Genomic DNA, 26,235 nt, shown 5'->3' with positions numbered 1-26,235 from the left:
AGCAAAACACCTAGCCACTGCTGGAGGAGAACATTTAAGAGATAATTTAACAAAAGGTAGAATGCCAAATCAAATGGCTAATCGCTTACAAGAAAAACTTAAGGATATACAAGGAAAAGCAAGTGAAGGTGGTATATCATCAGGAAAAAGCGAACCCTATCAATCAGGAATTAATCCCGATGTTACACAATAATAAAACTAACACAAGGGTGGTAAGTCCTTGCATTAGCGTTTCACAAACGGCGATAATTTACTTTTTAGACTTAAAAAAGATTTCTCTTATTTCTTCTCTAAAAAGTGTAATTACTACTGCGATTACCGCAATGAAAAGATTAAAAAGTTCCATTATGGACTCCTGCTTATTTGGTTTCCACCCACACACCCAACCAAATAGCCAAAAAAAAAGCTCGATTCCCATAAAAAGAACCGAGCTTAAACCAAATAAACAGGTTGTGAAACCTTTAGTCCATCTACCAAATGGATTAAATTAATTATATCATAAAAAGGAGTAAAAAAATAATGAATATTTTTAGGCAAAAGCAAAAAATAGAAAAGAATGAATTTGAAACATCAAATAATCCTTATCTTAATGCAAAAACTGAATGGCTAGAAAGATACGGCGATTATATCACTCGTGCTAAAAATTGGCAAATTGTAGCGATGATTAGTTTAACTATGTGCTTTGTATGTGTGTTTTTTATGGGTTATATCGGTTCTCAAAACAAACTTATACCTTATATTATAGAAGTTGATAAATTAGGAAATACAGCTAAAATAGGATTGGTGCAAAATACTAACTTGAAAAATCCAAATGTAATAAAATATAGTTTAAATACTTTTATTTATTCTTGGCGTTCTGTTTGGGGTAATGCTGAAACTCAAAGAAAATTTATATTTGACGCTTATACATATATAAAGCCAAAATCTAAAGCGTTTAATTTTCTAAATGAAGAATATCGTAAAAACAATCCTTTTGAACGATCGGCAAAAGAAAATGTGCGAGTTAAAATTAAAAATATTGTTCCACAAAATATCGATACATGGCAAGTTGAATGGGAAGAAACGACTACAAATTTAAATGAAGATATTCTTTCTAAAGAAACTTATAGAGGATTATTTCAGATAATACAAATTGTTCCTACTACTGAAGAACAAATTTTAAAAAATCCTTTAGGGATTTTCATTACAGATCTTAATTTTGCAAAAATTTTATAAGGAGTTAAATATATGAAAAAGTTTATTTCTAACACAAATATAGTTACAAGGGAAATCCATCGCACCCCAAAAAATTATAAAAAACTTTATTTAATTGCGTCTTTGCTTTTATTTATTGGTAATGGTGCATATGCTAGCGATCTAAACGAAAGAGATTTTATAAATCTTACACCAAAAGAAAAAAAAGATTTAGCAATAGCTCAAAAATGGATAAATTCAAAAACTACTACGATACAAGGAAACAATGGAGAAGTAATTTTTCTTTTTGGCGAATCAATGCCAAGTATTGTAACTGCACCATTAAGACTTACTGACATTGCTTTAGAACCTGGAGAAGTGATTAAAGATGTGCAAATAGGTGATAGTATAAGATGGGCTATATCTTTAAGTATTAGCGGAGAAGAACCTTATTTGATCTCTCATATTATCGTAAAACCTACTGATAAAAATTTACAAACTACTATGAATATAATGACAAACAAACGCGTTTATCGCTTAAATTTAATATCAGAAGCTAAAAAATTTATGCCTGCTATCTCATTTAACTATCCAAATCAAATTATACGCACATTAGAGGATTATAAAAATCAAATGAAGGCAAAATCTGAAGCTAAAAATTTTTATAAAACAAAAGATGATGAAATTCCTAGCAATATTGAAAATTTAGACTTTGGTTATAGTATTAAAGGTAACGCACCTTTTAAGCCTTTAAGAATTTATAATGATGGTATAAAAACCTATATTCAAATGCCAAAGAATTTAAAATTTTACGAAGCTCCAGCACTTATGGTTTTAGATTCTAGCAATGAAAAACAAATTGTAAATTATCGTTTAAAGTATGATACTTTCATTGTAGATAGGCTTTTTAAAAAAGCAATTTTACTTTCAAATATAGGCTCAAAACAAGAAAAAATTACAATAATTAAACATTCTAGTAAAGCTAATCAAGATATAGTTAATAATGTGCTTTATGATTTATCACTCCAAAACAAAAAGGATAACAAATGAGAATTTTATTTTTGGCGTTAATTACAATTTTTATAACTTCGTGTGCAAGAGTTAGTCCAGATTATTTTACCTCTAGTTTTTTAGTTGAAGAAACAAAAATTAATTATAATAAAATTGCAGATGATTTTTCGCAATTTATTACTTTATATTATTTGCCTAACAAAACTACATTTTACTTTAATGATATGGATAATAACAAGTCATTTTCCAATTATTTTGTAAATACATTAAGAAGCAAAGGCTATGCAATAAGCAATGATCATTCAAGAAAAAATCTAACTTTTTTAAGTTATCAAATTTCACAAATTGATAATGAAAATATAGTTGCGATATTCAATATTAATGAAAGTAAAATTAGCGTGATTTATAAAATCATAGAAAACAAACTTGTAAAAACAAATATAACAAGTTTTAATTTTGATTCACAAAATTAAAGGTTAAACTATGCTTGAAATTAACACTTCTCCAAACAAATTTTTACAAAAAAATAATAAAAGACTTTCTAAAGTTCCTATTATAATATTATTTAGTATTGCTGTAATTATATTATTTGGTGTGTTTTACGTAGCCTTATCAAGAAAACAAAGCTTAGAAAGACAAGCTACTCAAAACACTCCAAAAGAAGAAACACAAACAACAAACAAAAATGGTGATATTAATTCTTATATTGAAAAATTATTACAAAATCAGCAAACAAAAAAACAAAATTCAACTTTGCAACCTGTCAATCATACTAGTCCTACTCAACAAATACAACAAGAAGCAAAGCCTCAACCTATTCAAACTCCTACTCCTATTCTTATTCGAGGTAATGAAGTAGATGAAAGAGAGTTAAGATTAAAAAAAGATATGCAACTTAAAGCTTTAATTAGTCAAACCTCCTTAGGAATTAAAAGTGAAACAAAAGAAAAGTCGGGAATCAATAATCACTTTACTCCTTCTCAAAATGATTATCCTAATATTCCAAACGATCAAATAAATACAGGAACAGGATTAGGAAATTTAGAAACTAATACGAATAAAGACACGCAAAGCCAACAATTTTTATCACAAAAAAATAATAATGGATATTTAAAACATTCCAAGAAAAAACCATTAAGCCCTTATGAAATCAAGGCAGGGTGGAATATTCCTGCTGTTTTAATCACAGGTGTTAATTCTGAACTACCAGGTCAAATTCTAGCTCAAGTAACTCAAAATGTTTATGATACTTCAACAGGAAAATACCTTTTAATTCCACAAGGAACAAAAGTCGTAGGAGCTTATTCAAGTAATATAATTTATGGACAATCAAGACTTTTAGTGGCATGGAATAAGCTTATTTTTCCAAATGGAGATACCTTAGATATTGATAGTATGCAAGGGACTTCACAAGATGGTTATACAGGTTTTGAAGATGAAGTAGATAATCATTATTTTAGAATTTTTGGATCTGCATTTTTGCTTTCTTCTATTACTGCAGGTATTGCATTATCTGATAATTCAAATACAAACAGCGATAAAGAAACAGCTTCAGATAAAGCTATTTCTCAAGCCATTCAGCAAATGGGACAGGTTGCAAGTGAAATGATAAGAAAAAATATGAATGTTAGTCCTACTTTAAAAATCCGTCCAGGATATAAATTTAATATCTTTGTAACTAAAGATATTATTTTAGAACCTTTAGAGTTAAGATAATGGATAAGTTGTTAAAAGAGCGTAGAATTATTATTTTTGGTAATTTACTTTGTTGTTTTATTCTGGTGTTTCATACTTATGTTAATTGGGATAAACTATTAATATTAGTTCCTGCTTGGATTGTTGTAGGCATTTTAGAAATAATTTTAATTATTGCTTATTTTGATAACAAACGAGGTATCAAATATTACAAGAAGATACATGAATTTTACAAGGATATATAATGATTGATATTGATTTAATCGAACAATGTAAAAATCCAAATGTAGAAACTCAAATTATACAAAAAATTATTCAAATAGAAAGCAAAAATGAAAATTTAGCGATTAATATTAACAAAGTAGGTTCATTTGTTCCAAAAACAAAAGATGAAGCAAAAACACTAGCACAAAGCTTTATTAATAAAGGTTATAGCGTTGATATTGGTTTAATGCAATTTAATTCAAATAATCTTAAAACTCCTACTTTTAAAAATTATAGCATTGATGATCTTTTAGATCCATGTAAAAATATTAAAGCAGGGAGTGATATTTTTTATTTGGCGTATGAAATGACAAATGAAAATCTAACAAAGGAGGAACGTATAAATCAAGCCTTGAGTATTTACAACACTGGGGATTTAAAAAAAGGATTTTCTAATGGCTATGTAGCTAAATATGATTCAACCACAAAAATCGTAGATAACTTAGAAGAAAAAGCAAGAAAATCAAACACAAAGATTAAAATTGCTTATAATCTTTTTAATCTACAGACACAACAAAAGGAGTAAAAATGGAAAATGAAAATTTAGAAGAAAATAAACCTATACAATCTAACGAGAATGAGCCGAGCTTATTTGATCTTGATGATTTAAAAAATGAGGAGAAAAACAATGATTAATAATATTACAATAGGAGGTCGATTAACAGCTGACGCTGAAATTAAACATACTAATCAAGGTAGTATAATATGTAATTTTACCTTAGCAAATAATAGAAAATATAAAGAAATAGAGAATTCAACCTATATTGAAGTTTCACTTTTTGGATCTTTTGCAAGTGCTATACACCCGCATTTAAAAAAAGGAGTTTCTGTAAATGTAGTTGGCGAACTGACTCAAGATAGTTGGGAACATGAAGGAAGAACTTATTATAAGCATAGAATAAAAGCAAAAGAAATAGATTTTAGAACGCCAAAAAAAGACAAACAAGCTATACCAAATATTGAAGAAGGAGATAATTATGAAGGATTTTAAAGAATTAGAGATTATACCGAATTTTAGCTACGAAGTTGATCCATTAACTGCTGAAGAATTAGGTGCATTTGAAGAAAATGCTTTAAATGAAAAAGACGCTAAAGAAGGTATAGAAGATCAAGGATAATTTTATGAAAAATAAAGACTTTATACAAGAAACAGCCGATAAGATCATAGAAAGTTTGAAAAATGGAACTGCACCATGGATTAAACCTTGGAAAGGTGTTGATTTAGTTAATAATATGCCTTATAATCCTATAACAAATAAGCCTTATAATGGTATAAATAGTATTAACTTAATATTGCAAAACTATAGCGATCCTAGATGGCTTACTTACAAACAGGCTCAAAGCATTAATGCACAAGTGCGAAAAGGTGAAAAATCTACCCTTATTCAATACTGGCAATTTAGTGAAATGATTGATAAATTAGACGAGGAGGGAAATGTCATAAAAAATGAAAAGGGAGAAGTAGAAAAAATCGAAGTAAAGCTAGAAAATCCTAAAGTATTTTTTGCTTATGTTTTTAATGCTGAACAAATAGAAAATATGCCAAAATTAGAGCATAAACAAGAACTTGATAATTTTAAAATAATTAAAGAAGCCCAAAAAATTTTAGATGATTCAAAAGCAATAATCCATCATCAAGGAAATAGAGCTTTTTATAGTTGCACAAATGACACTATTACGCTACCTCCTAAAGAAAATTTTATAAGCGAATGTGCGTATTATGCAACTGCTTTGCATGAATTGGGACATTGGACAGGTCATACAAGTAGGCTAAATAGAGAATTAAATAATCCTTTTGGTTCTAAAGAATACGCCAAAGAAGAATTAAGAGCTGAAATTGCAAGTTTTTTATTTAATGCTAAAATAGGTTTAGACTATGATCCAGGACAGCATGTATCATATATTAATAGTTGGGTAGAAATTTTAGAAGATAAGCCACACGAAATTTTTAAGGCTACTTCAGATGCTACTAAAATTGTTAATTTTCTTGAAAACCTTTCTTTGGAGCAAAAACAAAAAATAGATCTTGAAAATTCAAATACACAGAATCAAGAACTTAAACAAGATGAGGAGTTGAACTTGACAACTAAAAAAACTTACTTATATGTTCCTTTTACCGAAAAAGAATTTGCTAAAAAAGCAGGTGCAAAATGGGATAAAGAAGCTAAAATGTGGTATGCCCCTAAAGGCACAGATCTCAAGAATTTCAATCAATGGTTAAATCAAGATCAAACACAAAATTATAACAATGCACATGATGAATTTAAAGCTTTTTTAGAAAAATACGAGCTTAATATTGAAGGACAACCTATAATGGACGGAAAACTTCATAGGGTAAGTGTTATAGGAGATAAAGGGAGAGAAAAAAGTGGAGCTTATGTAGGTTTTTTAAACGGACACCCTGCAGGATTTGTTCAAAATTATAAAACAGGTATTAAAGAAAATTGGAAAAGTGCTAATTCTTTTGAAAATACTAAAAATCAAGAGATAAGCCTTAAAAATGCAATAGAACACAATAAAGCTATGAAAGAAGCTAGAGAAAAAGAACTTGCACAAGCTTATGAAAAAACAGCTTTAAAACTTGAAGAAGAATATAATAATGCAAAATGGGCTAATTCAGAACACCCATATTTAAAGGAAAAAGGCTTTGATAAAAACTTTTATCTCAAGCAAGATAAAAACGGGAATTTATTAATTCCTTTGAGAGATATTGATGGCAAATATTGGGCTACTCAAAGAATATTTATTAATGGGGATAAAATGATAGGGGCTACAAGAACAACAGAAGAAAAAGAACAGGGTATAGAATATCCAGCTAAAAAACAAGGTAATTTTTTCTTACTTGGTGCAAAAAATTTAGACAATGTAAATGAAGTTTATATTTGCGAAGGCTTTGCAACAAGTGCTAGTGTTTATGAAGCTACAAAATCTCCTACCATAATGGGTGTAGATGCTGGAAATTTAGAAATTATTGTAACAAACATAAAAGAAAAATACCCTAAAATGAGTATTATTATTGCTGGAGATAATGATATAAAAAAAGAATTAAATGGTAATAAAAATGTAGGTAAAACAACAGCTCTAGGCATACAAGAAAAATACCCTGAAGTAAAAGTTGTATTACCAAATTTTACAAATGAAGAGGCACAAAAAGGTTTGAGCGACTTTAATGATTTAATGAAAAGCAGAGGCTTAGAAGAAATAAAAAAACAATTAAAAGAACAAATTGCAAAACAGTTAATGGTAGAGAAAGCCACTACTAAAGCTCTTGATAAAAATAAAGGTATTAATAAAGAAATTTCAGCTAAAAAAGATATAGGGATTTCTTTATGAAAAAACAAGCTAATCAAGCTTTAGTTTATATATTAGGGCTTATTGGTATTTTTTTAACATTTACTATTATTAGCCAAATTGCAACACAATATCTAGCACAATCTTTTAATTATTCTCCTAGCTTGGGTGAAACATTGTTTTATAATTTTTATAATCCATTTAAATGGATTTCTTGGAGTTATATTTATTATTCTTTCTATCCTGAATTTTTCAAAAAATTTTTTATATTAATGTTTGCAGGAATTGCATTTTGTTTTATCATTTTTATTTTGGTGAAACTTGCCTTTTTGCGTAAAGCAAAAGCAATAGAAAATCTTCACGGATCGGCACATTGGGCTACTTTAGAAGAAATTAAAGAAAGTGGTGTATTTGATAAAGATAAAGGCGTGTATATCGGTGGTTTTGAACATAAAAAAACACTTCATTATTTAAGACACGATGGCCCCGAACATGTAATGCTTTTTGCACCAACAAGAAGCGGTAAAGGTGTAAGCCTACTTTTACCTACACTCTTATCTTGGGGAGAATCTGCTCTTATATTTGACATAAAAGGCGAGTTATGGGCTTTAACTGCAGGTTGGCGACAAAAATACGCCAAAAATAAAGTATTAAAATTAGATCCTACTTGTTTAGATGATAGTGCCGTAAAATTTAATATTTTAGAAGAGATAAGATTAGAAACAATACACGAGATTAAAGACACTCAAAATATTGCAATTAATATCATTTTCAAAGGAGAAACTCCCCCTTCTAATCCTACTCAAGGTAGCACATCTTATTTTAAAAGCGAGGCGGGAAATTTCTTGGTTTCAATTATACTTTATGCTTTACATTTAAAAAAATATCGCAATGAAAATACTCCTAACTTAACAGATATTTATAAGTTTATCAACGATCCAAATCAAAGTATTGATGAGCTATTAGAAGAAATGGTTGAATGCGATATCTCTACAATGGATAAAAATACACAAGAAATTATACAAAGCATATCAAGATCAATGAAAAATAAAGCTACACAAGAATTAAGTGGTGTAATTGGAACAGCTTCAGAAGCTTTAAATCTTTATATTGATCCTATCTTAGCAAAAAATACAGCAAGAAGTGATTTTAAAATAAAAGATTTAATGAATCACGATAGTCCTATCAGTCTTTATCTGGTTATTCCACCTGGTCAAAAAGATAGATTACGCCCTTTCTTTAATTTACTTGTCAATCAAATTTTTAGAACCTTAACAGATGATTCTTTAAACTTTGAAAATGGAGAAAATGTAAAAAGATATAAACACAAAATGTTAATTTTAGCTGATGAACTTACATTGTTTGGGAAATTAGGAGTTCTTGAAGAAAATCTTGCTTATATGGCAGGATATGGAATGAAGTTTTATGGATCTATTCAAGATATACAACAACTTTATTCTATTTATGGCGAAAAGGAAACAATTATTTCAAACTGCCATATAAGAATAGCATTTGCACCAAATAAAATCGAAACCGCAAAACTTTTATCTGAAATGGGCGGAATTACAACCATTATTAAAAAATCTCTTACAAGTTCAGGAAAAAGAACCGCTGTAATGCTTGGCAATGTAAGCGAAACAATACAAGAGGTGCAACGCCCTTTAATTACACCCGATGAGTGTATGCGATTACCTTCAGCTAAAAAAGATAAAGACGACAAGATAATAGCTCCTGGCGATATGCTAATTTTTATAGCGGGTCAGGCTCCTATTTATGGGAAACAAATTTTATACTTTAAAGATCCCGCATTTTTAGCAAGATCAAAAGTAACACTAGACAAACAAGTTAGCGATATTTTATAAAGGAGTTAAAATGGCAAAAATACATTTTGTTTTAAATGGTAAAGGTGGCATAGGCAAAAGCTTTATAAGCTCTTTACTATGTCAATATTTTTTAGACAAAGAAGAAAGTATCGTCGCTATTGATACAGATCCTAATAATACAACTTTACTCAATGTAAAAGCCTTAAAAGCTAAATTCTTACAACTTATTGATGATGAGGGTAAATTTGATGTCCGTGCCTTTGATAAAATTGTGGAATTAGCTTTTGAAAAAAAGGCTAAAAACTATATTATTGATAGCGGTGCAACTACTTTTATACCTTTGATTGATTATCTTAAAGAAAATGAAGTTTTAGACTTTTTAACAAGCAATAATTTAGAAGTATTTATGCATATTCCGATTGTCGGAGGACAAGCAAGAGATGATACTATTTTGGGATTAACACAACTAACCCAAGCTTTTAATTGCTCTTTTGTGGTGTGGGTTAATGAGTATCACGGATCAATTATCAAAGATAATTTAGAGTTTGAAGAAACAAAAGAATATCAAGCTATCAAAGAAAAAATCAAAGCTATCATTTATCTTAACGCTTTAAGTAAAGATACTTTTGGCAAAGATCTATTAGAACTCACATCAAAAAATTTAACTTTTAATGAAGCTATGCAAGATAAAAGCTTTTCTTTAATGTCAAAACAAAGGCTTAAAATTTTCAAAGATAAAGCATTTATCCAAATAGGCAATATATTATAATAATATCATTATGATATTATTATAATATTAATTTAATTTTATATTAATATTGTTATGATATAATTGTATTCATCATTATAAAGGAGTAAAAATGCAAAAACAATATCCCGAAGTGCATAGCTTAGAAGAAAGCCTTGCGATACTTAAAAAATATAAAGATGATTTGACTAAAGAGCAATACGAACAAAATAAATCTATTATTTGCGGATTTGCTATCGAAGATATGTTTGCAAATGAAGAAGATATTATCAATCTCATTAAGGTAGATAAACAAGAAAAAACACCTGATGAAATCATCGCTGAATATAAAAAAGAATGGGGAGTAAATGATTGATAAAGTTTTAAAATTTTTAGATGATGGTATTCCTAAAAATGATTTTGATAGACAACTTTTAACTTCTAATTTAGTAGGTGCAACAAATTTAATAGAATTAAGCAAAAAAGAAAGAATAATAACTTTACAAGCCGCTAAAAAATTAAAACTTAATCCCATTAAAGGCAATTTTGATTATCAGCATTTAAAAGATATACATAAAGCACTTTTTAAAGATGTTTATACTTGGGCGGGACAAGATAGAAACGAACAGGGCATACACGGACTTTTTATAAAAGGAAATAGCTTTTTTTGTAAAGGAGAATATCTACCCCAAGAAGCTAAAAAAATATTTGATAATCTTGCAAAAAATAACTATCTAAAAAACTCCAAAGATCTGAATCATTTTGCAAAAGATTTAGCAAATTTTATGTCGGATTTAAATGCTTTGCACCCGTTTAGAGAAGGTAACGGCAGAACTCAAAGAATATTTTTAAATGAGTTAGCTAAAAATGCGGGTTATAAACTTGATTTAAATTTAATTCTTAAAGAAAAAATGATTGAAGCATCTATTGAAGCTATGGAATGTCGCAATGGAAAGCTTGAAGCTGTGATTAAAACCAACCTAAAAAGCTTTAGACAAAATTTAGATTTGGAGCAAAATAAAGGAATATCATTGTAATACTATGAAAAAAATTATTACGATTTTTACCTTTTCTTCTGCTTTTCTTTTAATCTTTTCATATCTTATTTTTTACTTTGGTGGTTTTCATTTTAATCATACAAGATCAATGCCTTTAGGATTATATCAAGAAATTGATTCTTCCACCTTAGACAAAAACGATATTGTACTTTTAAAAATACCGCAAAAGAAAGAAATTTTATTAAAAAAAATTGTTGCAGTAAATGGCGATTTTGTAGAAGTTAATAATCAAGGCGTTTTTATCAATAAAACCCTTATGCCTGATTCTAAGATTTTTTCATTTGATAGTGAAGGCAATCCACTAGAATTTAAACCTTTTAAATACAAATTAAAAGAAAATGAACTTTTTGTAATGGGTGAAAACATAAAAAGCTATGATAGTAGATATTTTGGAGTTGTAAATATACTCCAAAATGAAGTAAAAAAAGTTAAATTATTGATATTATTTTAATATTAATATAATATTATTTTATTATCATAATAATATTACAAGGAAAGCAAAATGAATAAAAAAGAACTCATAGAAGAAATTGCAAAAAAACACCATATAATATTAGACGAAAACGATCCTATATTTGCGGTTGTTAGTGCTAACGAAATAATCTTTGATAATTTTTTAGAAAAAATAAATTTACTTTTCACAAAACACAAAACAGATTTAGAAAGTTATAAATTTAATATATTTAATGAAATAAGAGAATATAGTAAAAGCAACCAAGAAGCATTAAAAAATATTTTAATACAAACACAAACAAATCAAAACACCATTAAGTCACCAGAAGAAAAAGCAAAAGGTGTCAAAGAAAAGAAAAATACAAATATTAATTTTTGGATTATCGCCATTGCTAGTCAAATTATTTTTCTTCTTATTGGTTTAATCATAGGAATAACAATATAATATTATTTTATTATCTTTTTAATATTATATTAATATTGTTATGATATTATTTCAATATAAATTAAAAATAAGGTTTTATTTATGATTATATCCGTAGTAAATGAAAAAGGTGGGAGTGGAAAAACTACATTAGCCGTAAATCTTTCTGCAAGATTAGCTGAAGATGGTGATAATGTTTTACTTATTGACGCAGATCCGCAAAAATCAACCGAAGTTTTTTCAGATATGAGAAGTCAATCGAATTTAGAGCCTTTATTTTCAAATGTTTCAAAAACAGGTGTTAGTTTGGGCGATGAGATTAAAAGAATGAAAAATACTTTTGATAGCATTATAGTTGATACAGGTGGTAGAGATAGTAAAGAAATGCGAAAAGCCATACTTTCATCAAATATTATCATCATTCCTACAATTCCTAGTCAATACGATGTTAATGTATTAGATCATATGCTAGAGATTTATAATGAAGTAACTCAAATTAATCCTAATTTATTAGCTTTGATTTTAGTAAATAGGGTTTCACCTAATCCTTTTTTGGCAAAAGAATTAGAAAATTTAAAAGAATACATTAACGAAGCTAAAAAAGAAAAAGATTTAGATAGAGTAATAATGCTTGAAAGTGTAATTTATGAAAGACAAGCTTATCGCAAAGCAGTAATAGAAGGCAAAAGCATGAAAGAATTTTGCGATAAAAACGACAAAGCTTTAAATGACTTTGAAAACTTTTATCAAGAGCTTTTAAAAATAGCAAATGAAAAACTAGGAGTATAGTAATGGGATTTAAAAAACTAAGTTTAGAAACACCAAAAAAAGAAAAAGATTTTATTAATTCTGCTCGTGGAGAAACAAGCAATAAAAAAATAGAAAATGCAAAAAGAAATAAAAAACTTGTAGTAAATTTTACTGAAGAAGAATATCAAATCTTAAATCAAGAGGCTAATTCAATGGGTTTAGGCTTGAATTCATATGTGAGATTTAAAATTTTTAGAAAGGAGTAAAAAAATGTTTTTAGATATAATGAGTAACATATTCATATTTGTCGCAATTCATTTAATGATTGTATTTTTAATGAAATCTTACATTGCAGTGATTAAAACAGATTTTCAAAGTTTTGATTTTAAGTTTATTTTATTATATAGTATAGGATTTTTTGTGATAGAATATTTTATGCTTCTGGCATACTCAAAATATATATTAAATTAATATTATTTTAATATCATAATAATTTATTATGATATTAAAAGTTATTCAAATCAATATCATTACTTTCAATTACTTCCGCTTTTTTCAAATATTGGTATTTTAAATCTTTCTCAAGTTTATTGGCATACTTTTCCATTATTTCAATATTTTTATTGCTTAACATAGAAATAACATTTGTTACCTTATTAATTTTGCTTTCTTGCATTGAAAATCTTTCTATATACTTATCAACATTAATTTTTCTATTTGTATAAAATCCTTTAGTAATATCTGCTATTTTATCCGTATTTAAAAACAAATGCTCAAACTTTTTAAATCTTTTTATCTCTTCATCATCGATCAAGGTTTGTTTAATTTCTTCATTCATTGCAATAAGCCCTTCTTTATTAATAGAATTTACAATAAAACCTTCAATTTGAGTATCAACACTTTGCATATCCATAGAGTTTATTTCATCATAACTAAAACCTATTTTTTTCAATTCTGCTTCAAATACTGAAAGTGCAGTATTTGAAACTTTTTTAAGAATAGCTTTTAAAGCTTTCAATTCTTTTTCTTTAATATTTTCTTTTATGCCTGGTTCATCTTTAATAAATTTGATTTTTAACTCAATAATATTTTTTAAAATCTTTCTAGCCTTCATTTCTTGGCGTTTATCATTATTGCTTTCTTGTATCTTTTGCATTTGTGGATTTGTAAAACTCACATTTAAATTATAATCATTTGCGACTTCTAAAATATTTCTTTTAAAATTCTCATCTCCTGTAATATTAAGATGATTTCCAAATCTATCAATCGCCATAAGCAAAGAATTTAAAAGAAATTCTTTATCATCTTTGCTATTTTGAATAAGGGATACTTTTAACATTTCTCCTTTATCTATGGCTTTATTAAAACCGCTTTTATATACAGCATAACCTTCTTTTGTTATATAATCTACATTTTCAAAGATTTTAGGTTTTTCCTGGGTTGATGATAGAGTATTTTCATTTTCATTGATTTTCGTTTTAGATCTTCGCAAAGCCCTTGTAGCCTCTTCATTTCCTGATAAGGATTCACTAATTAAAAAATCCCTATAAGACACTCTTTTATACTTTTGATAAAGCTCTTTTTGTTTATTTTTAAAAATCATTCTTTGATTTTTAACATGCTTAAAGGTTTCTTTGCTAAATTTCATTGAAGGTATTGAAGTTTTAAATTCATTTCGCCTAAGCTTTAGCATTCTAAGTTCTTTGTCAAGCTCCACTTTTTTCCCATTTTCAATTTTTAAATACTTTTCCCACAATGCTTTAGAATTTTCCTTATTTACTCTTTGATATTGCTCTTTTACTTCTTGTTGTTTTTCTTCTTTAATATCTTGCTTGTTTTCTATTCCTTGTTTTAAATTTAGTTCTCTAAATCTTTTCTCTAAAGCTTGTTTAGATAATTCCCTATGGATACTGCTTGCTTTGCAAAATAACTTTTCACTTTTTGAAGCAATAACAAAACCTTTTCTTCTTTCTCTAAATTCAAGATCGTATTTAGCTAAAAGTTGTTTAATATCTTCAAAAGTGGTTTTTTCATCTTTTAGCATAAGATCTACTTGCTTAAAAAGCTTTTCTTTTACCCAAGTTTCAAAATTGCAATTCATAGTGTGGATATTGTATTTATTGCTTTGCTTATCTTTTTGTGAGATATGATTATCTATTTTCAAATTATATTTCTTTTCAAGTTTCATTGCTGTTTCTTGTAAAATTTTAACATCATTGTAAGGATTAATAACTTTTAACGTGTGTGGATTAACTTTATTAATTGCGATATGAATATGAAGATTATTTGTGTTAGAATGAACCACACTTAATCTTTGATGATCTTCCATTCCTAAAGACTTTGTAATTTCCTCTTCAATTGCTTGTAAAATTTCTAAAGTAGGCTTTTCATCTTCTTGAAAAGAAACTACCAAATGCAAAGTTTTATCTTGCTTTGTTGTGGTATTAAGCTTTTGAGTATTGATAATCTCATTAATATTATCTTCATCGTTATCAAAAGAACAATTTGTAAAATGATAACCTTCTACCTTATCCATTTCATTATTTTTATCAAGCATATAATCAACTAAAACTTTTGCATTGTTGTTGCTTTTATCTAAAATATAATCTGATAAATTTTTAAAACTTGATTTATTCTGCTTTCTGCTTGGAATTTTTTTGATTATCATTTTGTATTATCCTTTTAGCTTGTTCTTTTAAGAGTATTTGCAAATCTAAGATTTTATCTACAATCTCATCAATATCATTATAAGTTCTTTTGTTTGAAAAATTGATTTTATTGTCTTCATTTTTAACTAACCAATGCTTAAAAAGTCCGCCCAATCTTCCTATATCTCCAGCAATGTTTAAAACATTATGTGCGACTTTTTGATCTATTATACAAGTAATAGGGTAATTCATAGATAAATCACGCAAATATCTTGAAAGTGTTAAGCCGTGATTTTGTGCTTTTTCTGTTAAAAGGTTGTATTCTTCCGAAGTTAGTCTAATATTTACTTGTTTTGTTTTTTTCATTTTGGCGTCCTAAATTTTAGAGCTTTAGCGATAAAACTTTGTATTTGTATAGCAAATACATATCCTGTCTTATTACTCCAAGTAATTATAACTAAATTTAGGTAATTTTATTGTAATAAAACTAACTTTACCTAAAATAACCTAAATAAACTCAAATTAACCTAAAATATCTTATAATATAAAAAATACAAATAAAATAATTAAGAGAACAATCATGGATATAAAAATTGAAAATGCAATGCTTGAAGATATAAAATTTATAGAACATTGTTTTTATCTGGGATTCAAAGAAAAACACTTTTACAATATAAACTTCATTGACAAACTAGAAATTATAATAAAAAGTAATGGATTATTCGGAAAAATTTTTATTATTAAAGATAATATAAACACAAAAGCAGGTTTTGCATTTTGCGGAATAAATAAAAGACTAAATACATATGAAATAAATATGATCTATATTTTAAAAGAATTTAGAAACAAAAAATTGGCTAAAAACTTTATTAAATATTATGAAAAACTTATTTTTAATAATAAAATAATTGTTAGATGTGATATAAACTATTCCAAACAAGCTATTGAAATTTTTAAACATTTAGGCTATCAAAAATTATCTAAAAAAGAAAAAACAAATCAATATGAATTTATGATATTAGAAAAATTTATTTAACAAGGGATAATAATGCAAAGAGGTGAAGCTAAAATTGAATTTTATTCAAATATAAATTATTTAAAAAAAGAATTTGAAAATGGTTGCGTAGTATCTAAATTTCTTTACAACAAAGCTTTAAAAGAAAAAAACTTTAAGATGACTTACAAACAATTTAACAAATATTTCAATGATGAATTTAAAAACAAAATCGAGAAAAAAGAAACAATGCAAAAAGATAATCAATCTTTAGTTTTAGAGAATAAAGAACCTATCAAGCTAAAGATTAACACAAAATCAAAAAAAGTATTTGACGCTAAATTTGGAAAAGATATCAAAGAAGATGATTTGTTATAATTTTTCTTAATTACACCAAAATAAAAAATATTTAAGAAAATAAAAAACTTAAACAATTAAATTCCTATTATACCATTATTTTAAGTTTCAAGAAAAAATACTCCAAACTTAAAAAGAAACACTTTCATCTATAAAAAGTCTATATTATCGATATTCAAAACAATTAAACTTTAATTTGAAAAGAAAAGTTTTCAAACTCTTTATTTTTTGGTGTATATAGCAAAATGCACTTTTTAAGTGCTATATTTTGCGTTAATATAGGGTGCGGGGTGTGCAGTCGCCTAGAGCGACAAACGAACTTGACCCCGCCCTAGAAGTGTGTAAAGAAGAGTAAGAGACGCTTAGTCTCTTCAAATTTTGCAAATGAGCGTTAGCGAAATTTGCCGTAAAAAGAATTTTTGTTTTCAAGAGTAGATTAAGAAGAAAAGACTTGATAAAAAATGCTTTTAAATATCGATAAAATAGGATTTTGGTAAGGTTTTTGATTTTCCCACTGGTGGGACAAATTTTCCCACTGGTGGGACAAAAACTGCTCGTGGTGGGAAAGTATTTTTTTAAAAAAATTGATTTTCTAAATAAATGGGAAAAATTGATTTTTTTATTTTAAAAATGTATCTTTTTTTGGGAAAAAATGATATAATACCTTATTAGAACTATAAAAGGATTGAATTATGAAAGAAATCGTTGATTTAGAAAATAAACCAATAACTAGATTATATAACAAAGTAGAAGAAAAGGTTGATAATATTACAGGAGAAGTTACTACTATTGTAACCTCTTTTCTCCAAAAAGAAAAAACTAAAGATGATTTTATTAAGCTTTTTGTAGAAAATATTAATTATCTTACCGACAATCTTTCTAATTCTGCTTTAAGAGTAGTGTTAATGATGTTTAGAAATTTAAATTATCAAAATATTTTTCACTACAATAGTGATTTTGTAGCTTATTTTACAAATAAAAAAATTTTAGGAAAATCTAGCGTTTATCGTGCAATCAAAGAACTTGAAGATAAAAATGTTATTTTTAAGATAACAAAGGAACAGCAAGAAGAGTATGATATTATAAGTCCAAATTCATATATTATGAATCCACAAATTATCGGAAAAGGTTCTTTTAAAGATTTAAAGAAACTAAGACAAACAACAATAAAAGAATTCGATTTTGAAAAATTAGAAATGACACAAAAAGTAGAAGTAGAGAGTGAGTATGAGGGATTAGATGAAGTTAAGAAAAATCCCGATGATTATTATATTGAAGACATTAAACAAATTTCTTCTCATAATGCTATAGAAAATCAGATTATTATATCTAAGAAGGAATTAGAAGTAGATAATCGAGCTTTAATTCTTAGCAATAATCAACCTTCTTTATTTAATAATGAAGAAAATTTAGGCGATTTTTGGAGTATGTGCGGTGCTTTAACAGGTGCATACGATTCTACAAAGTCCGCCAAAGAATTAAAAAGAGAACAATTAGATAAAGACTTAGAAGAAGGTAGAATATGAAAAAAGTTTATTTAGATACGAATATTTTGTTAGATTATTTCAATGCTGAAAGAACTTATCATAATGAAGCTAAACAATTGGTATATTACTTGCTTACAAATAACATTCAAATTGTTTTCTCTGAAGATATGATTTCTACTTTGGTGTATATATTAAAAAAAAGCAATATAGATATGATTCAATTTTATAATCACATAAGTAAAATAACCCTTGATCCAAAAATATTAATTTGTTCTTTTTCTGGTTCAGTAATTAGAAGTGCTTGTCAAATGTGTCAATCTTATGAAGATGACTTTGAAGACTATTTACAATATTTTTGTGCTGAAAAAGAAGAGTGTTGTGCTATTTATAGTATGGATAGAAAATTTCCTAATTTAAAAATACCTGTAAAAAGATATGGTGAGATTGATATTTAGCAAATTTTATACTCTGTCTCAAAAAATTAGATAAATTTGTGATTATTCTAGTAAAAAATCTCTTTTTTGTATCATATTTTGAGACAAAGCAAAAAAAATGCGTTATTGTCTCAAAAGAATAGATAAATTATGTTTTTTAATGTTAAAATTGTTTCATTTTATTAGAAAAAATTTGACAATTAATCAAAATATTATATAATAACGATATTAGTTTTAACTTTTGGAGAATTTTTTGAAAAATAATAAACTTAATTTTTTCTTAACAGCTAGAGAGAGAGAGAGAGAGAGAGAGAGAGAGAGAGCAAAATAACCTTAAACTTTTCTTAATATTTAAACTTTTACAACTCCATAATCCACACAAAAAATATTCTGATAATTTTTTAAAACTTATTCTTAACTCAAAAGGACTCTTAAATGAGTAATGTCGAGTTTCAAGAAAGAATAATTACAAAAATTAAACGAGAGTTTGGCGATATTTTAACTCATTTAGAAGATAAAGATACTATAGAACTAATGCTAAATTCTGATGGAAAACTTTGGCTTGAAAAATTAGGTCAAGATATGAAATGTCTTGGTGATTTTTCTGAAGCTAAAGCAAAATCTATTATTACTGCAGTATCAAGTCTTTTAGATACAACCACAAATACAGATAATCCTATTTTAGAATGCGAATTGCCGCTTGATGGATCAAGATTTGAAGCTTTACTGCCTCCTATTGTTGCAAAACCGACTTTTACAATTAGAAAAAAAGCTGTTAAAATTTTTACTCTTGATGATTATGTAGATTCCAATATTCTTACACCAAAACAAAAAGAAATTTTAATCAATGCTATTAAAGAACGTCTTAATATTTTAGTTGTTGGTGGAACAGGAAGTGGTAAAACCACTTTTTCAAATGCGATTATTGATGGTATTTCTAAAATCACACCTGAACATAGAATAGTAATTATTGAAGATACAGCGGAACTTCAATGTGCAAGTGAAAATAAAGTAATTTTACGAGCTACAGATAAAGTAGATATGCTTAGACTTTTAAAAGCTACAATGCGACTTCGTCCTGATAGGATTATAGTTGGTGAAACTAGAGGAAAAGAAGCTTTAGATTTATTAAAAGCTTGGAATACTGGACACCCTGGAGGAATTGCTACAATACACGCTAATTCAGCAATTAGCGGACTTACAAGAATGGAACAATTAATTTCTGAGGCAACAAGTGCAAAAATGAGTAAGTTAATTTCTGAAGCTGTAAATTTAATTGTTTTTATCTCAAAAACTAAGGAGGGTCGAAAAATCAAAGAAATCGTAAAAGTAATCGATTATGAAAATGATAAATACATTACAGAAACAATTTGAAATTTTAAGGAGTTTAAAAAATGAAAAAATTTTTATTATTATTTTTGGTGTTAGGTTTGGGCTATGCTTTAGCTTCAACTACAGGTGCAGGCTTACCTTGGGAAAGTCCATTACAAACAATCAAACAAAGTATTAGCGGTCCTGTAGCCTTTGTTATTTCTCTTTTAGCTTTAATCGGTGCTGGTGCTGGTTTGATTTGGGGTGGAGAACTTAGCGGGTTTTTAAAAACTTTAATTTATATTGTAATTATAATTGCTTTAGTTGTAGGTGCAAATAGTTTTATGTCTTTATTTACAACAAGCGGAGCATTAATTTAATGGAAGAATTACATAAAGTAGATATTTATAGTGCATTAAATAAACCTAATTTAATGCTTGGTGCAGATAGAGAGCTTATTATGATGACTGGGCTTATTTCTGCATCGTTAATTTTTACAGGAGCAACAATAGTTACTACTATTATTGGAATTGCATTATTTTTTATTTGCAGTCTCCTTTTAAGATTGATGGCAAAAAGTGATCCACTTATGCGTCAAATCTTTATACGCCAAAGTAAATATAAGAAATTTTATTATCCACAAAGCACACCATTTTCAAAGGATTAATTATGTTAGCACTTAAAGAATTTAGAAGCAAAGCAAAAGCATTTCCTGATATTCTAAACTATGCAAGTTTCATCGATGAGGGTATTTTGCTTAACAAAGATGGAAGTTTAACAGCTGGTTTTTATTATCGTGCTGGAGATATTAGTTCTATGACAATAAGCGAAAGAAATACTTTAAGTGCTAGGATCAATTCAGTGTTAAATACTTTAGGCAATGGTTGGGCGGTGCATATTGATTGCTCGAGAATAAAAACAGAAAATTACATTGATGGAGAAACTTTTTATAAAAGTAACATCGCACAAATTCTTGAGAATGAAAGAAAACATTATTTTGATAATGTAGAACATTTTGAAAATCTCTTTACAATGGTTTTTACTTATTTGCCACCACATAAAAATATTGGCAAAATTACTGATTTGATGGTAATTGATGAAACAAAAAACAAAAATCAAAGCGATAAGATATTAGAACATTTTAAAAGCATTATTCAAAAATTAGAAGATAGTTTGAGTAATTATATAAAAATTGAAAGAATGCTGCCAAGAGTAGTTACTGACGAATATAACAATGAGTATATTTTAGATGATATGCTTGAATATATTAATTTTTGTATTTGTGGCGAAAGACAAAAAATAATATTACCAAATGCCCCTATGTTTCTTGATTGTTTATTAGGTGGAAGACATTTTGAAACAGGAATGTATCCAAGAATAGATAATCAATATATAGGAATTATTGCGATTGAAGGATTTCCTAGTGAAAGTTATCCAAATATTTTAAATGCACTTACAGAGCTTAATTTTGATTATAGATTCAATACTAGATTTATTTTCTTAGATCATTATGAAGCCGAAAAATCACTTAATAAATATCGTAAAAAATGGCAACAAAAAACAAGAGGTTGGTTAGATCAATTACTAGATCGTCCTACAAGAAAACAAGACGATCACGCTGTGCTAATGGTGCAAGAATTAGATTCAGCATTAGCAGAATCAAAAAGTGGTATGATAGGATATGGATATTATACTGCTAATATTGTGATTTTTGATAGAGATAATGAGAGTTTAGAATACAAATTAAAAGATATAAGAAAAATTTTAGAAGGTTTAGGTTTTTTATCAAGAACTGAAACTATAAATTCTGTCGAGGCTTATTTAGGCACTTTACCTGGATTTGTTTATCCAAACTTACGTCGTCCTGTTTTAAATACGCTTAATTTAACACATTTAATTCCTTTGGCGTCCGTTTGGGCTGGAGAAAAATACAATCCAAGTGATAAATTCCCTCCAAATTCTCCACCATTAATGCAAGTTGTTACATCTGGAAATACACCTTTTAGATTAAATTTACATGTTAGTGATTTAGGGCATACTTTAATTTTTGGTCCTCCTGGAAGTGGTAAATCTACTCTTTTGGCGAATATTTTTCTTGCTTTTCAAAAATATCCAAATGCTAAAATTTACGCATTTGATAAAGGGCAAAGCTTACTCGCCCCTACACTTGCAACAGGTGGAATTCACTATAATATTGCGGGCGATCATTCATCTTTAGCGTTTGCTCCTTTGGCAAATATTAAAACAGAAGCTGGAATTGCATGGGCTGAATTTTGGGTTGAAACTTGCTTAAAATTACAAAATGTAAATATTACACCAAAACATAAAAAACTAATACATGAAGCCTTAATTTCTCATATTAATACAAAATCTACCTCTCTAACTGAATTTATATCAGCATTGCAAGATAATGATTTAAGAGACGCTTTAAGTTATTACACAATCTCTGGAACGGGTGGTTTTTTATTTGATTCTGAAGAAGATAAATTAAGCCTTAGCAATATTACAACCTTTGAAATAGAAGATTTAATGAGTTTAGGAGATCAATATATAGTCCCTAGTTTGCTTTATATTTTCAATCGCATAGAAAAAGGATTAGATGGAAGCCCTACATTATTGATTATTGATGAAGCTTGGATTGCATTAAATCACCCTGCATTTAAAGATAAAATAGTTAATTGGCTTAAAGTTTTAAGAAAAGCAAATGTAGCTGTTGTAATGGCTACACAAAGTCTAAGCGATAGTGCAAAAAGTGGGATTTTAGATATTTTGCAAGAATATTGCCCTACTAAAATATTTTTACCTAACCCTGAAGCTTATAAAAAAGGAAGTGAAAATGTTTTAGCTCCTTATGATTTTTATAAAATATTTGGACTTAATGATGTGCAAATTAATATTATCACTAATGCTATTCAAAAAAGGGAATATTATTATACCTCTCCACTTGGAACTAGACTTTTTAATTTAGCACTTGGAAAAACAAATTTAGCCTTTACAGGTATTAGCGACAAAATAAGCGTTAAAAGAGTGAGTCAGCTTTACGAAAAGTATAAAGAAAATTGGGCTTACAAATGGCTAGAAGAAAAACAAATCAATTATAAAAGATTTGATAATTTACAAAAGGATTAAAAATGAGTAAAGTTATTTTATTTGAAAATAAAGAATTGGGACAAGTTAGAACAATTAGAGATAAAAATAATGAGCCTTTATTTTGCTTGAAAGATGTTTGTGATGTTTTGGAGCTTACGAATATAAGTATGGTTAAAGAAGCCATAAATATGGAGTTTGACAAAGGGGGTAAGTTTAACTTAACCCCTTTGAAAACAAGTGGTGGGATACAAAAATTTATCGTAATTAATGAACCTGAACTTTACTTTGTCTTAATGAGAAGCGATAAACCAAAAGCAAAATCTTTTAGACAATGGGTTATTAAAGAAGTTTTACCAAGTATTAGAAAACAAGGTTATTATTCATTTGATAATACACCAAAACTAGAAAATTATAATAAATATGATATTCCAAATACACCTTATAAGGAAAACATTATTAAATCAATTATACAAATAGAACGGAAACATAATTGTAAATTTGAAGAACTGATTGCATATGAAATTAAAGAAATATATAAAGATAATAAATCTCATATCGAACAAAAAATTAATTTTAAAGTGAAAGGATTAATATGAAAAATTTTATTTTTGGTGCAACTTGTTTAAGTGTTATCACATTAAGCAATGTTTTTGCTGATGATGTTTTAACTGGAGATACTAGATTGGCTTGTGAAGCTATTTTATGTTTAAGTAGCGGAACTCGTCCTGCTGAATGTGCCTCATCTTTAGCAAAATATTTCAGTATTCATTTTAAAAAGCCATGGAAAACAATAGACGCAAGAAAATCTTTTTTAAATCTTTGTCCTGTGCAAAATGATACAAATGTAGAAGATTTAGTTTTAAAAAATTTAGTTGATGATATCTTACCTAGTTCTGATCCTAGAGAATGCACACCTGAATACCTTAATACTCAAATTGAAACTCAAAGAAATGGAACGCATATGGACTATCGTATTAAATCTACAATGCCAAATTTTTGTTATCAACTTATAAATCACGAATATACAGACTATAAAACACCAAAATATATTTGTTCCGGAGAATTTTATAGTCGATTAGAATGGGAACTTAGTGCAAAGCTACAATCTATAAATTGGCAAACCTATAAAAGTCTTCCGGAAGAACAAAGATATAAGATAGCCGTATCTTGTGGTGAAGATACTTGCTACGAGTATTATAAAAAAATACCATTTTCTAAAGTATGTTGGACCTATTAAAAGGAGTAATAAAATGAAAAAATCTTTATTTGGTGTAAAAAAAGCTACGCTAGTATTAGCTACAGCTTTAACTATAGGAACTACAAATAATGTTTTTGCAGGAGGAATCCCTGTAATTGATATTAGTGCTATCACTAATCAAATTAAAGACTATGCAATGCAACTTCAGCAATACGAGCAACTTTATCAACAATTGCAACAGCAATTACAAATGGTAAAAATGCAACAACAAAATTTGCAAAATTTAGGAAAATACGATTGGAGAAATCTAAGTACGATTCTTTACCAAGTAAATAATGTAATGAATCAAGTTAATGGACTTTCTTATGATATAGGTAATGTTTCTAAAAAATTTGAAAACATTTACAAAAATTTTACAGATTATAGTGATGATCTTACAAACGCCACAAATGAAAATGAAAGATATAAACTTTATTCTGATAGATATAAACAAATTATGGAAACAAATCAAAACACTTTTAAAGGAACGTTAAAACAACTTGAGCTTCAATATCAAGATTTAGAAAGTGAAGATTCTATTATTTCAAGACTTAAACAACGTTCTCAAGATTCTCAAGGAAATTTACAAGTGATACAAGCAACAAATGATCTTATTGCTTACCAAATTGATGAAGTAAGAAAATTAAGAATTGCTTTGATGAATCAAAATAATATGCTTACAAATTATTTAGCTTCTCAAAATAATAAAGAAATTTTAGATGAAGCAAAATTTAATAAGATGTCAGAAAGAAAAATTAAGGAATTTTAATAATGAATTGTGTATATTTTACAAAAAAATTAGGAGGTTTAAATGAAAAATATATTTTTTGGATTAATTATGGGTATAAACGCCTTAATAATATTAGCTGGTTGTGGAGAAGAGGCGAAAACGAAAGAATATTACGAAACTCATATAGAAGAGGCGAAAACGAAAGCTGCAGAATGCAAAAAATTGGAGAGATTCAATGAAACGCAGCGGCTTGATTGTGAAAATGCTAACGAAGCCCTGCTTAACCGAAGAACAATTAAAAATTTCTAATTTTGTATTTGTTTTCTTATTTTTATTCATACCTAATTTAGCCTTTGGTATTGAAAATTCAAATGGAGTTTTAAATTTACTCCAAAACGGATTAAAATCGTGGATTCCACTTATTAAAACTGCTTGTTTATGGGTATTTTGGACTTTAGTTGTTATCGATATAGTTTGGACTTTTGGTTTAAAAGCCCTAAGCGGTTTTGAATTTGGGGAATTCTTAGCTACTCTTATTAAAAAAATTATCTATATAGGAATTTTTTTATTTCTATTTAATACAGACCAATGGTTACAAATCATCTTTAATAGTTTTTCTCAATTAGCAACAAATACAAGCAATGGGGCTCAAATTACTCCTAGTAACATTGTTACAGCTGGAGTTGAAATATTATTGTCAATATGGAAATCTGCAGGGATAAATATACCAAAAACACTATTTTTGCTTATATGTGGATTGATTATTTTAATTGGTTTTCTTTTGATGGCTGTTGATTTGCTTATTGTCTATTTAAAATTCTTTCTAATGAATGTAATTGTATTTTTTGCTTTGGCGTTAGGCGGTTTAAGCCATTTTAAACAAATAGGTTTAAATCCTATAATGACGGCTATTAAAGTCGGTGTAGAACTTTTTATGATTCAAGGTTTAATGGCATTAACTATCAATATAACAAATTCTGCATTTCAAGAAATATCTCAAAATTTAACAATTGAGTTAGCGTTACAAATTTTAGTAATTGCCCTAATCTTTTGCATGGTCACAAAAATGATTCCTGGTATTATTGAAGCTGTATTTAATGGTAGCATTGGAGAAAGTGCAGGTGCTGCAGCAGGCTTTAGAGCAGTTGCCACAATGGCAGCTGGGGCTGCAGCAGGGGCAGCCGTTGGAGCAGTTGGAGTTACTCGTGCAATGAATGCAGCCAAAGCTTTACATTTAGCAGAGGGTGGTAAAGGTGGAATGGATCTAGTTAAAGGCGT

General features: G+C 27.7%; 31 protein-coding genes and 1 pseudogene. 30 read left to right on the top strand and 2 right to left on the bottom strand.

The window, feature by feature from the left end; translation table 11 throughout:
• The 17 genes and pseudogenes from H2279_RS06850 to H2279_RS06770 all read left to right on the top strand — a co-directional run.
• Window positions 1–193, top strand: a pseudogene (locus H2279_RS06850) (P-type conjugative transfer protein TrbL); the annotation flags it as partial.
• A 326-nt stretch (window positions 194–519) separates the two neighbouring features.
• The gene (locus tag H2279_RS06845) at window positions 520–1,215 is read left to right on the top strand and encodes a VirB8/TrbF family protein (RefSeq protein WP_337196031.1); all 696 of its coding nucleotides are present in this window, start codon (window positions 520–522) and stop codon (window positions 1,213–1,215) included.
• Between the two features lie 12 nt (window positions 1,216–1,227).
• Window positions 1,228–2,223: a P-type conjugative transfer protein TrbG gene (trbG, locus tag H2279_RS06840; protein WP_337196030.1), complete on the top strand. Its 996-nt coding sequence runs from the start codon at window positions 1,228–1,230 to the stop codon at window positions 2,221–2,223.
• Window positions 2,220–2,657: a hypothetical protein gene (locus tag H2279_RS06835; protein ID WP_337196029.1), complete on the top strand. Its 438-nt coding sequence runs from the start codon at window positions 2,220–2,222 to the stop codon at window positions 2,655–2,657. The genes trbG and H2279_RS06835 overlap by 4 nt, the downstream gene beginning before the upstream one ends.
• A 10-nt stretch (window positions 2,658–2,667) precedes the next feature.
• Window positions 2,668–3,900 carry a TrbI/VirB10 family protein gene (locus H2279_RS06830; protein WP_337196028.1) on the top strand — a complete coding sequence of 411 codons (1,233 nt, stop codon included), beginning with the start codon at window positions 2,668–2,670 and terminating at the stop codon, window positions 3,898–3,900.
• A gap of 223 nt (window positions 3,901–4,123) precedes the next feature.
• Complete coding sequence (locus tag H2279_RS06825; protein WP_337196027.1) at window positions 4,124–4,669, top strand: transglycosylase SLT domain-containing protein; 546 nt, start codon at window positions 4,124–4,126, stop codon at window positions 4,667–4,669.
• 102 nt (window positions 4,670–4,771) lie between these two features.
• Entirely contained in the window at window positions 4,772–5,134 is a 363-nt protein-coding gene (locus tag H2279_RS06820) for a single-stranded DNA-binding protein (protein ID WP_337196026.1), read from the top strand.
• Window positions 5,121–5,261: a hypothetical protein gene (locus H2279_RS06815; protein ID WP_337196025.1), complete on the top strand. Its 141-nt coding sequence runs from the start codon at window positions 5,121–5,123 to the stop codon at window positions 5,259–5,261. Before H2279_RS06820 ends, H2279_RS06815 begins: the two co-directional genes overlap by 14 nt.
• 4 nt (window positions 5,262–5,265) lie before the next feature.
• A complete protein-coding gene (locus H2279_RS06810) occupies window positions 5,266–7,476 on the top strand; it encodes a zincin-like metallopeptidase domain-containing protein (RefSeq protein WP_337196024.1) in 2,211 nt (736 codons plus the stop codon).
• Window positions 7,473–9,296 (top strand): type IV secretory system conjugative DNA transfer family protein, encoded by a 1,824-nt coding sequence (locus H2279_RS06805; protein WP_337196023.1) that lies wholly within the window; start codon window positions 7,473–7,475, stop codon window positions 9,294–9,296. The genes H2279_RS06810 and H2279_RS06805 overlap by 4 nt, the downstream gene beginning before the upstream one ends.
• 10 nt (window positions 9,297–9,306) lie before the next feature.
• Window positions 9,307–10,026: a nucleotide-binding protein gene (locus H2279_RS06800; RefSeq protein ID WP_337196022.1), complete on the top strand. Its 720-nt coding sequence runs from the start codon at window positions 9,307–9,309 to the stop codon at window positions 10,024–10,026.
• A 91-nt stretch (window positions 10,027–10,117) separates the two neighbouring features.
• On the top strand, window positions 10,118–10,360 hold the full coding sequence (locus H2279_RS06795) for a hypothetical protein (protein WP_139884710.1): 243 nt from the start codon (window positions 10,118–10,120) through the stop codon (window positions 10,358–10,360).
• The gene (locus tag H2279_RS06790) at window positions 10,353–11,021 is read left to right on the top strand and encodes a Fic/DOC family protein (protein ID WP_337196021.1); all 669 of its coding nucleotides are present in this window, start codon (window positions 10,353–10,355) and stop codon (window positions 11,019–11,021) included. The genes H2279_RS06795 and H2279_RS06790 overlap by 8 nt, the downstream gene beginning before the upstream one ends.
• Before the next feature lie 4 nt (window positions 11,022–11,025).
• Window positions 11,026–11,493 (top strand): signal peptidase I, encoded by a 468-nt coding sequence (gene lepB, locus H2279_RS06785; RefSeq protein WP_337196020.1) that lies wholly within the window; start codon window positions 11,026–11,028, stop codon window positions 11,491–11,493.
• Between the two features lie 51 nt (window positions 11,494–11,544).
• On the top strand, window positions 11,545–11,940 hold the full coding sequence (locus H2279_RS06780; protein WP_337196019.1) for a conjugal transfer protein TraM: 396 nt from the start codon (window positions 11,545–11,547) through the stop codon (window positions 11,938–11,940).
• 81 nt (window positions 11,941–12,021) lie between these two features.
• On the top strand, window positions 12,022–12,708 hold the full coding sequence (locus H2279_RS06775; protein ID WP_337196018.1) for an AAA family ATPase: 687 nt from the start codon (window positions 12,022–12,024) through the stop codon (window positions 12,706–12,708).
• A gap of 2 nt (window positions 12,709–12,710) precedes the next feature.
• Window positions 12,711–12,935, top strand: coding sequence for a hypothetical protein (locus H2279_RS06770; RefSeq protein WP_337196017.1), 225 nt, complete (start codon window positions 12,711–12,713; stop codon window positions 12,933–12,935).
• Window positions 12,936–13,174: 239 nt separating this feature from the next.
• Here the strand turns inward: H2279_RS06770 and traI are convergent, their stop codons facing one another.
• Window positions 13,175–15,337: a TraI/MobA(P) family conjugative relaxase gene (gene traI, locus H2279_RS06765; RefSeq protein ID WP_337196016.1), complete on the bottom strand. Its 2,163-nt coding sequence runs from the start codon at window positions 15,335–15,337 to the stop codon at window positions 13,175–13,177.
• Window positions 15,300–15,683, bottom strand: a complete 384-nt coding sequence (locus H2279_RS06760) for a plasmid mobilization protein (RefSeq protein WP_337196015.1) — start codon at window positions 15,681–15,683, stop codon at window positions 15,300–15,302. Before H2279_RS06760 ends, traI begins: the two co-directional genes overlap by 38 nt.
• 214 nt (window positions 15,684–15,897) lie before the next feature.
• Between H2279_RS06760 and H2279_RS06755 the strand changes: the two genes are divergently transcribed.
• From H2279_RS06755 to trbL, 13 genes are all read left to right on the top strand, one after another.
• On the top strand, window positions 15,898–16,353 hold the full coding sequence (locus H2279_RS06755; RefSeq protein WP_337196014.1) for a GNAT family N-acetyltransferase: 456 nt from the start codon (window positions 15,898–15,900) through the stop codon (window positions 16,351–16,353).
• Window positions 16,354–16,365: 12 nt separating this feature from the next.
• On the top strand, window positions 16,366–16,689 hold the full coding sequence (locus H2279_RS06750; RefSeq protein WP_337196013.1) for a hypothetical protein: 324 nt from the start codon (window positions 16,366–16,368) through the stop codon (window positions 16,687–16,689).
• 671 nt (window positions 16,690–17,360) lie between these two features.
• Window positions 17,361–18,194 (top strand): hypothetical protein, encoded by an 834-nt coding sequence (locus H2279_RS06745; RefSeq protein WP_337196012.1) that lies wholly within the window; start codon window positions 17,361–17,363, stop codon window positions 18,192–18,194.
• Window positions 18,191–18,610 carry a type II toxin-antitoxin system VapC family toxin gene (locus H2279_RS06740; RefSeq protein ID WP_337196011.1) on the top strand — a complete coding sequence of 140 codons (420 nt, stop codon included), beginning with the start codon at window positions 18,191–18,193 and terminating at the stop codon, window positions 18,608–18,610. Before H2279_RS06745 ends, H2279_RS06740 begins: the two co-directional genes overlap by 4 nt.
• Window positions 18,611–19,024: 414 nt before the next feature.
• On the top strand, window positions 19,025–19,963 hold the full coding sequence (trbB, locus tag H2279_RS06735) for a P-type conjugative transfer ATPase TrbB (RefSeq protein WP_337196010.1): 939 nt from the start codon (window positions 19,025–19,027) through the stop codon (window positions 19,961–19,963).
• A gap of 20 nt (window positions 19,964–19,983) precedes the next feature.
• Window positions 19,984–20,280: a TrbC/VirB2 family protein gene (locus H2279_RS06730; protein ID WP_337196009.1), complete on the top strand. Its 297-nt coding sequence runs from the start codon at window positions 19,984–19,986 to the stop codon at window positions 20,278–20,280.
• Window positions 20,280–20,567 (top strand): conjugal transfer protein TrbD, encoded by a 288-nt coding sequence (locus H2279_RS06725; protein ID WP_337196008.1) that lies wholly within the window; start codon window positions 20,280–20,282, stop codon window positions 20,565–20,567. Before H2279_RS06730 ends, H2279_RS06725 begins: the two co-directional genes overlap by 1 nt.
• A gap of 2 nt (window positions 20,568–20,569) precedes the next feature.
• On the top strand, window positions 20,570–23,029 hold the full coding sequence (locus H2279_RS06720) for a conjugal transfer protein TrbE (RefSeq protein ID WP_337196007.1): 2,460 nt from the start codon (window positions 20,570–20,572) through the stop codon (window positions 23,027–23,029).
• Window positions 23,030–23,031: 2 nt separating this feature from the next.
• A complete protein-coding gene (locus H2279_RS06715; RefSeq protein ID WP_337196006.1) occupies window positions 23,032–23,586 on the top strand; it encodes a BRO-N domain-containing protein in 555 nt (184 codons plus the stop codon).
• On the top strand, window positions 23,583–24,227 hold the full coding sequence (locus H2279_RS06710; protein WP_337196005.1) for a TrbM/KikA/MpfK family conjugal transfer protein: 645 nt from the start codon (window positions 23,583–23,585) through the stop codon (window positions 24,225–24,227). The genes H2279_RS06715 and H2279_RS06710 overlap by 4 nt, the downstream gene beginning before the upstream one ends.
• Before the next feature lie 13 nt (window positions 24,228–24,240).
• Window positions 24,241–24,996 carry a P-type conjugative transfer protein TrbJ gene (gene trbJ, locus H2279_RS06705; RefSeq protein ID WP_337196004.1) on the top strand — a complete coding sequence of 252 codons (756 nt, stop codon included), beginning with the start codon at window positions 24,241–24,243 and terminating at the stop codon, window positions 24,994–24,996.
• A gap of 42 nt (window positions 24,997–25,038) precedes the next feature.
• On the top strand, window positions 25,039–25,266 hold the full coding sequence (locus H2279_RS06700) for an EexN family lipoprotein (RefSeq protein WP_337196003.1): 228 nt from the start codon (window positions 25,039–25,041) through the stop codon (window positions 25,264–25,266).
• Window positions 25,193–26,235: P-type conjugative transfer protein TrbL (gene trbL, locus H2279_RS06695; protein WP_337196002.1), on the top strand; the 1,043-nt coding region annotated here is incomplete at its 3' end. The genes H2279_RS06700 and trbL, both read left to right, overlap by 74 nt.

The organism is Campylobacter sp. B0100352/1 (assembly GCF_020135855.1).
GTDB lineage: Bacteria > Campylobacterota > Campylobacteria > Campylobacterales > Campylobacteraceae > Campylobacter_D > Campylobacter_D taeniopygiae.
Note: the sequence above shows the minus strand (reverse complement) of the source record. Positions and strands in the feature narration are given on the sequence as shown.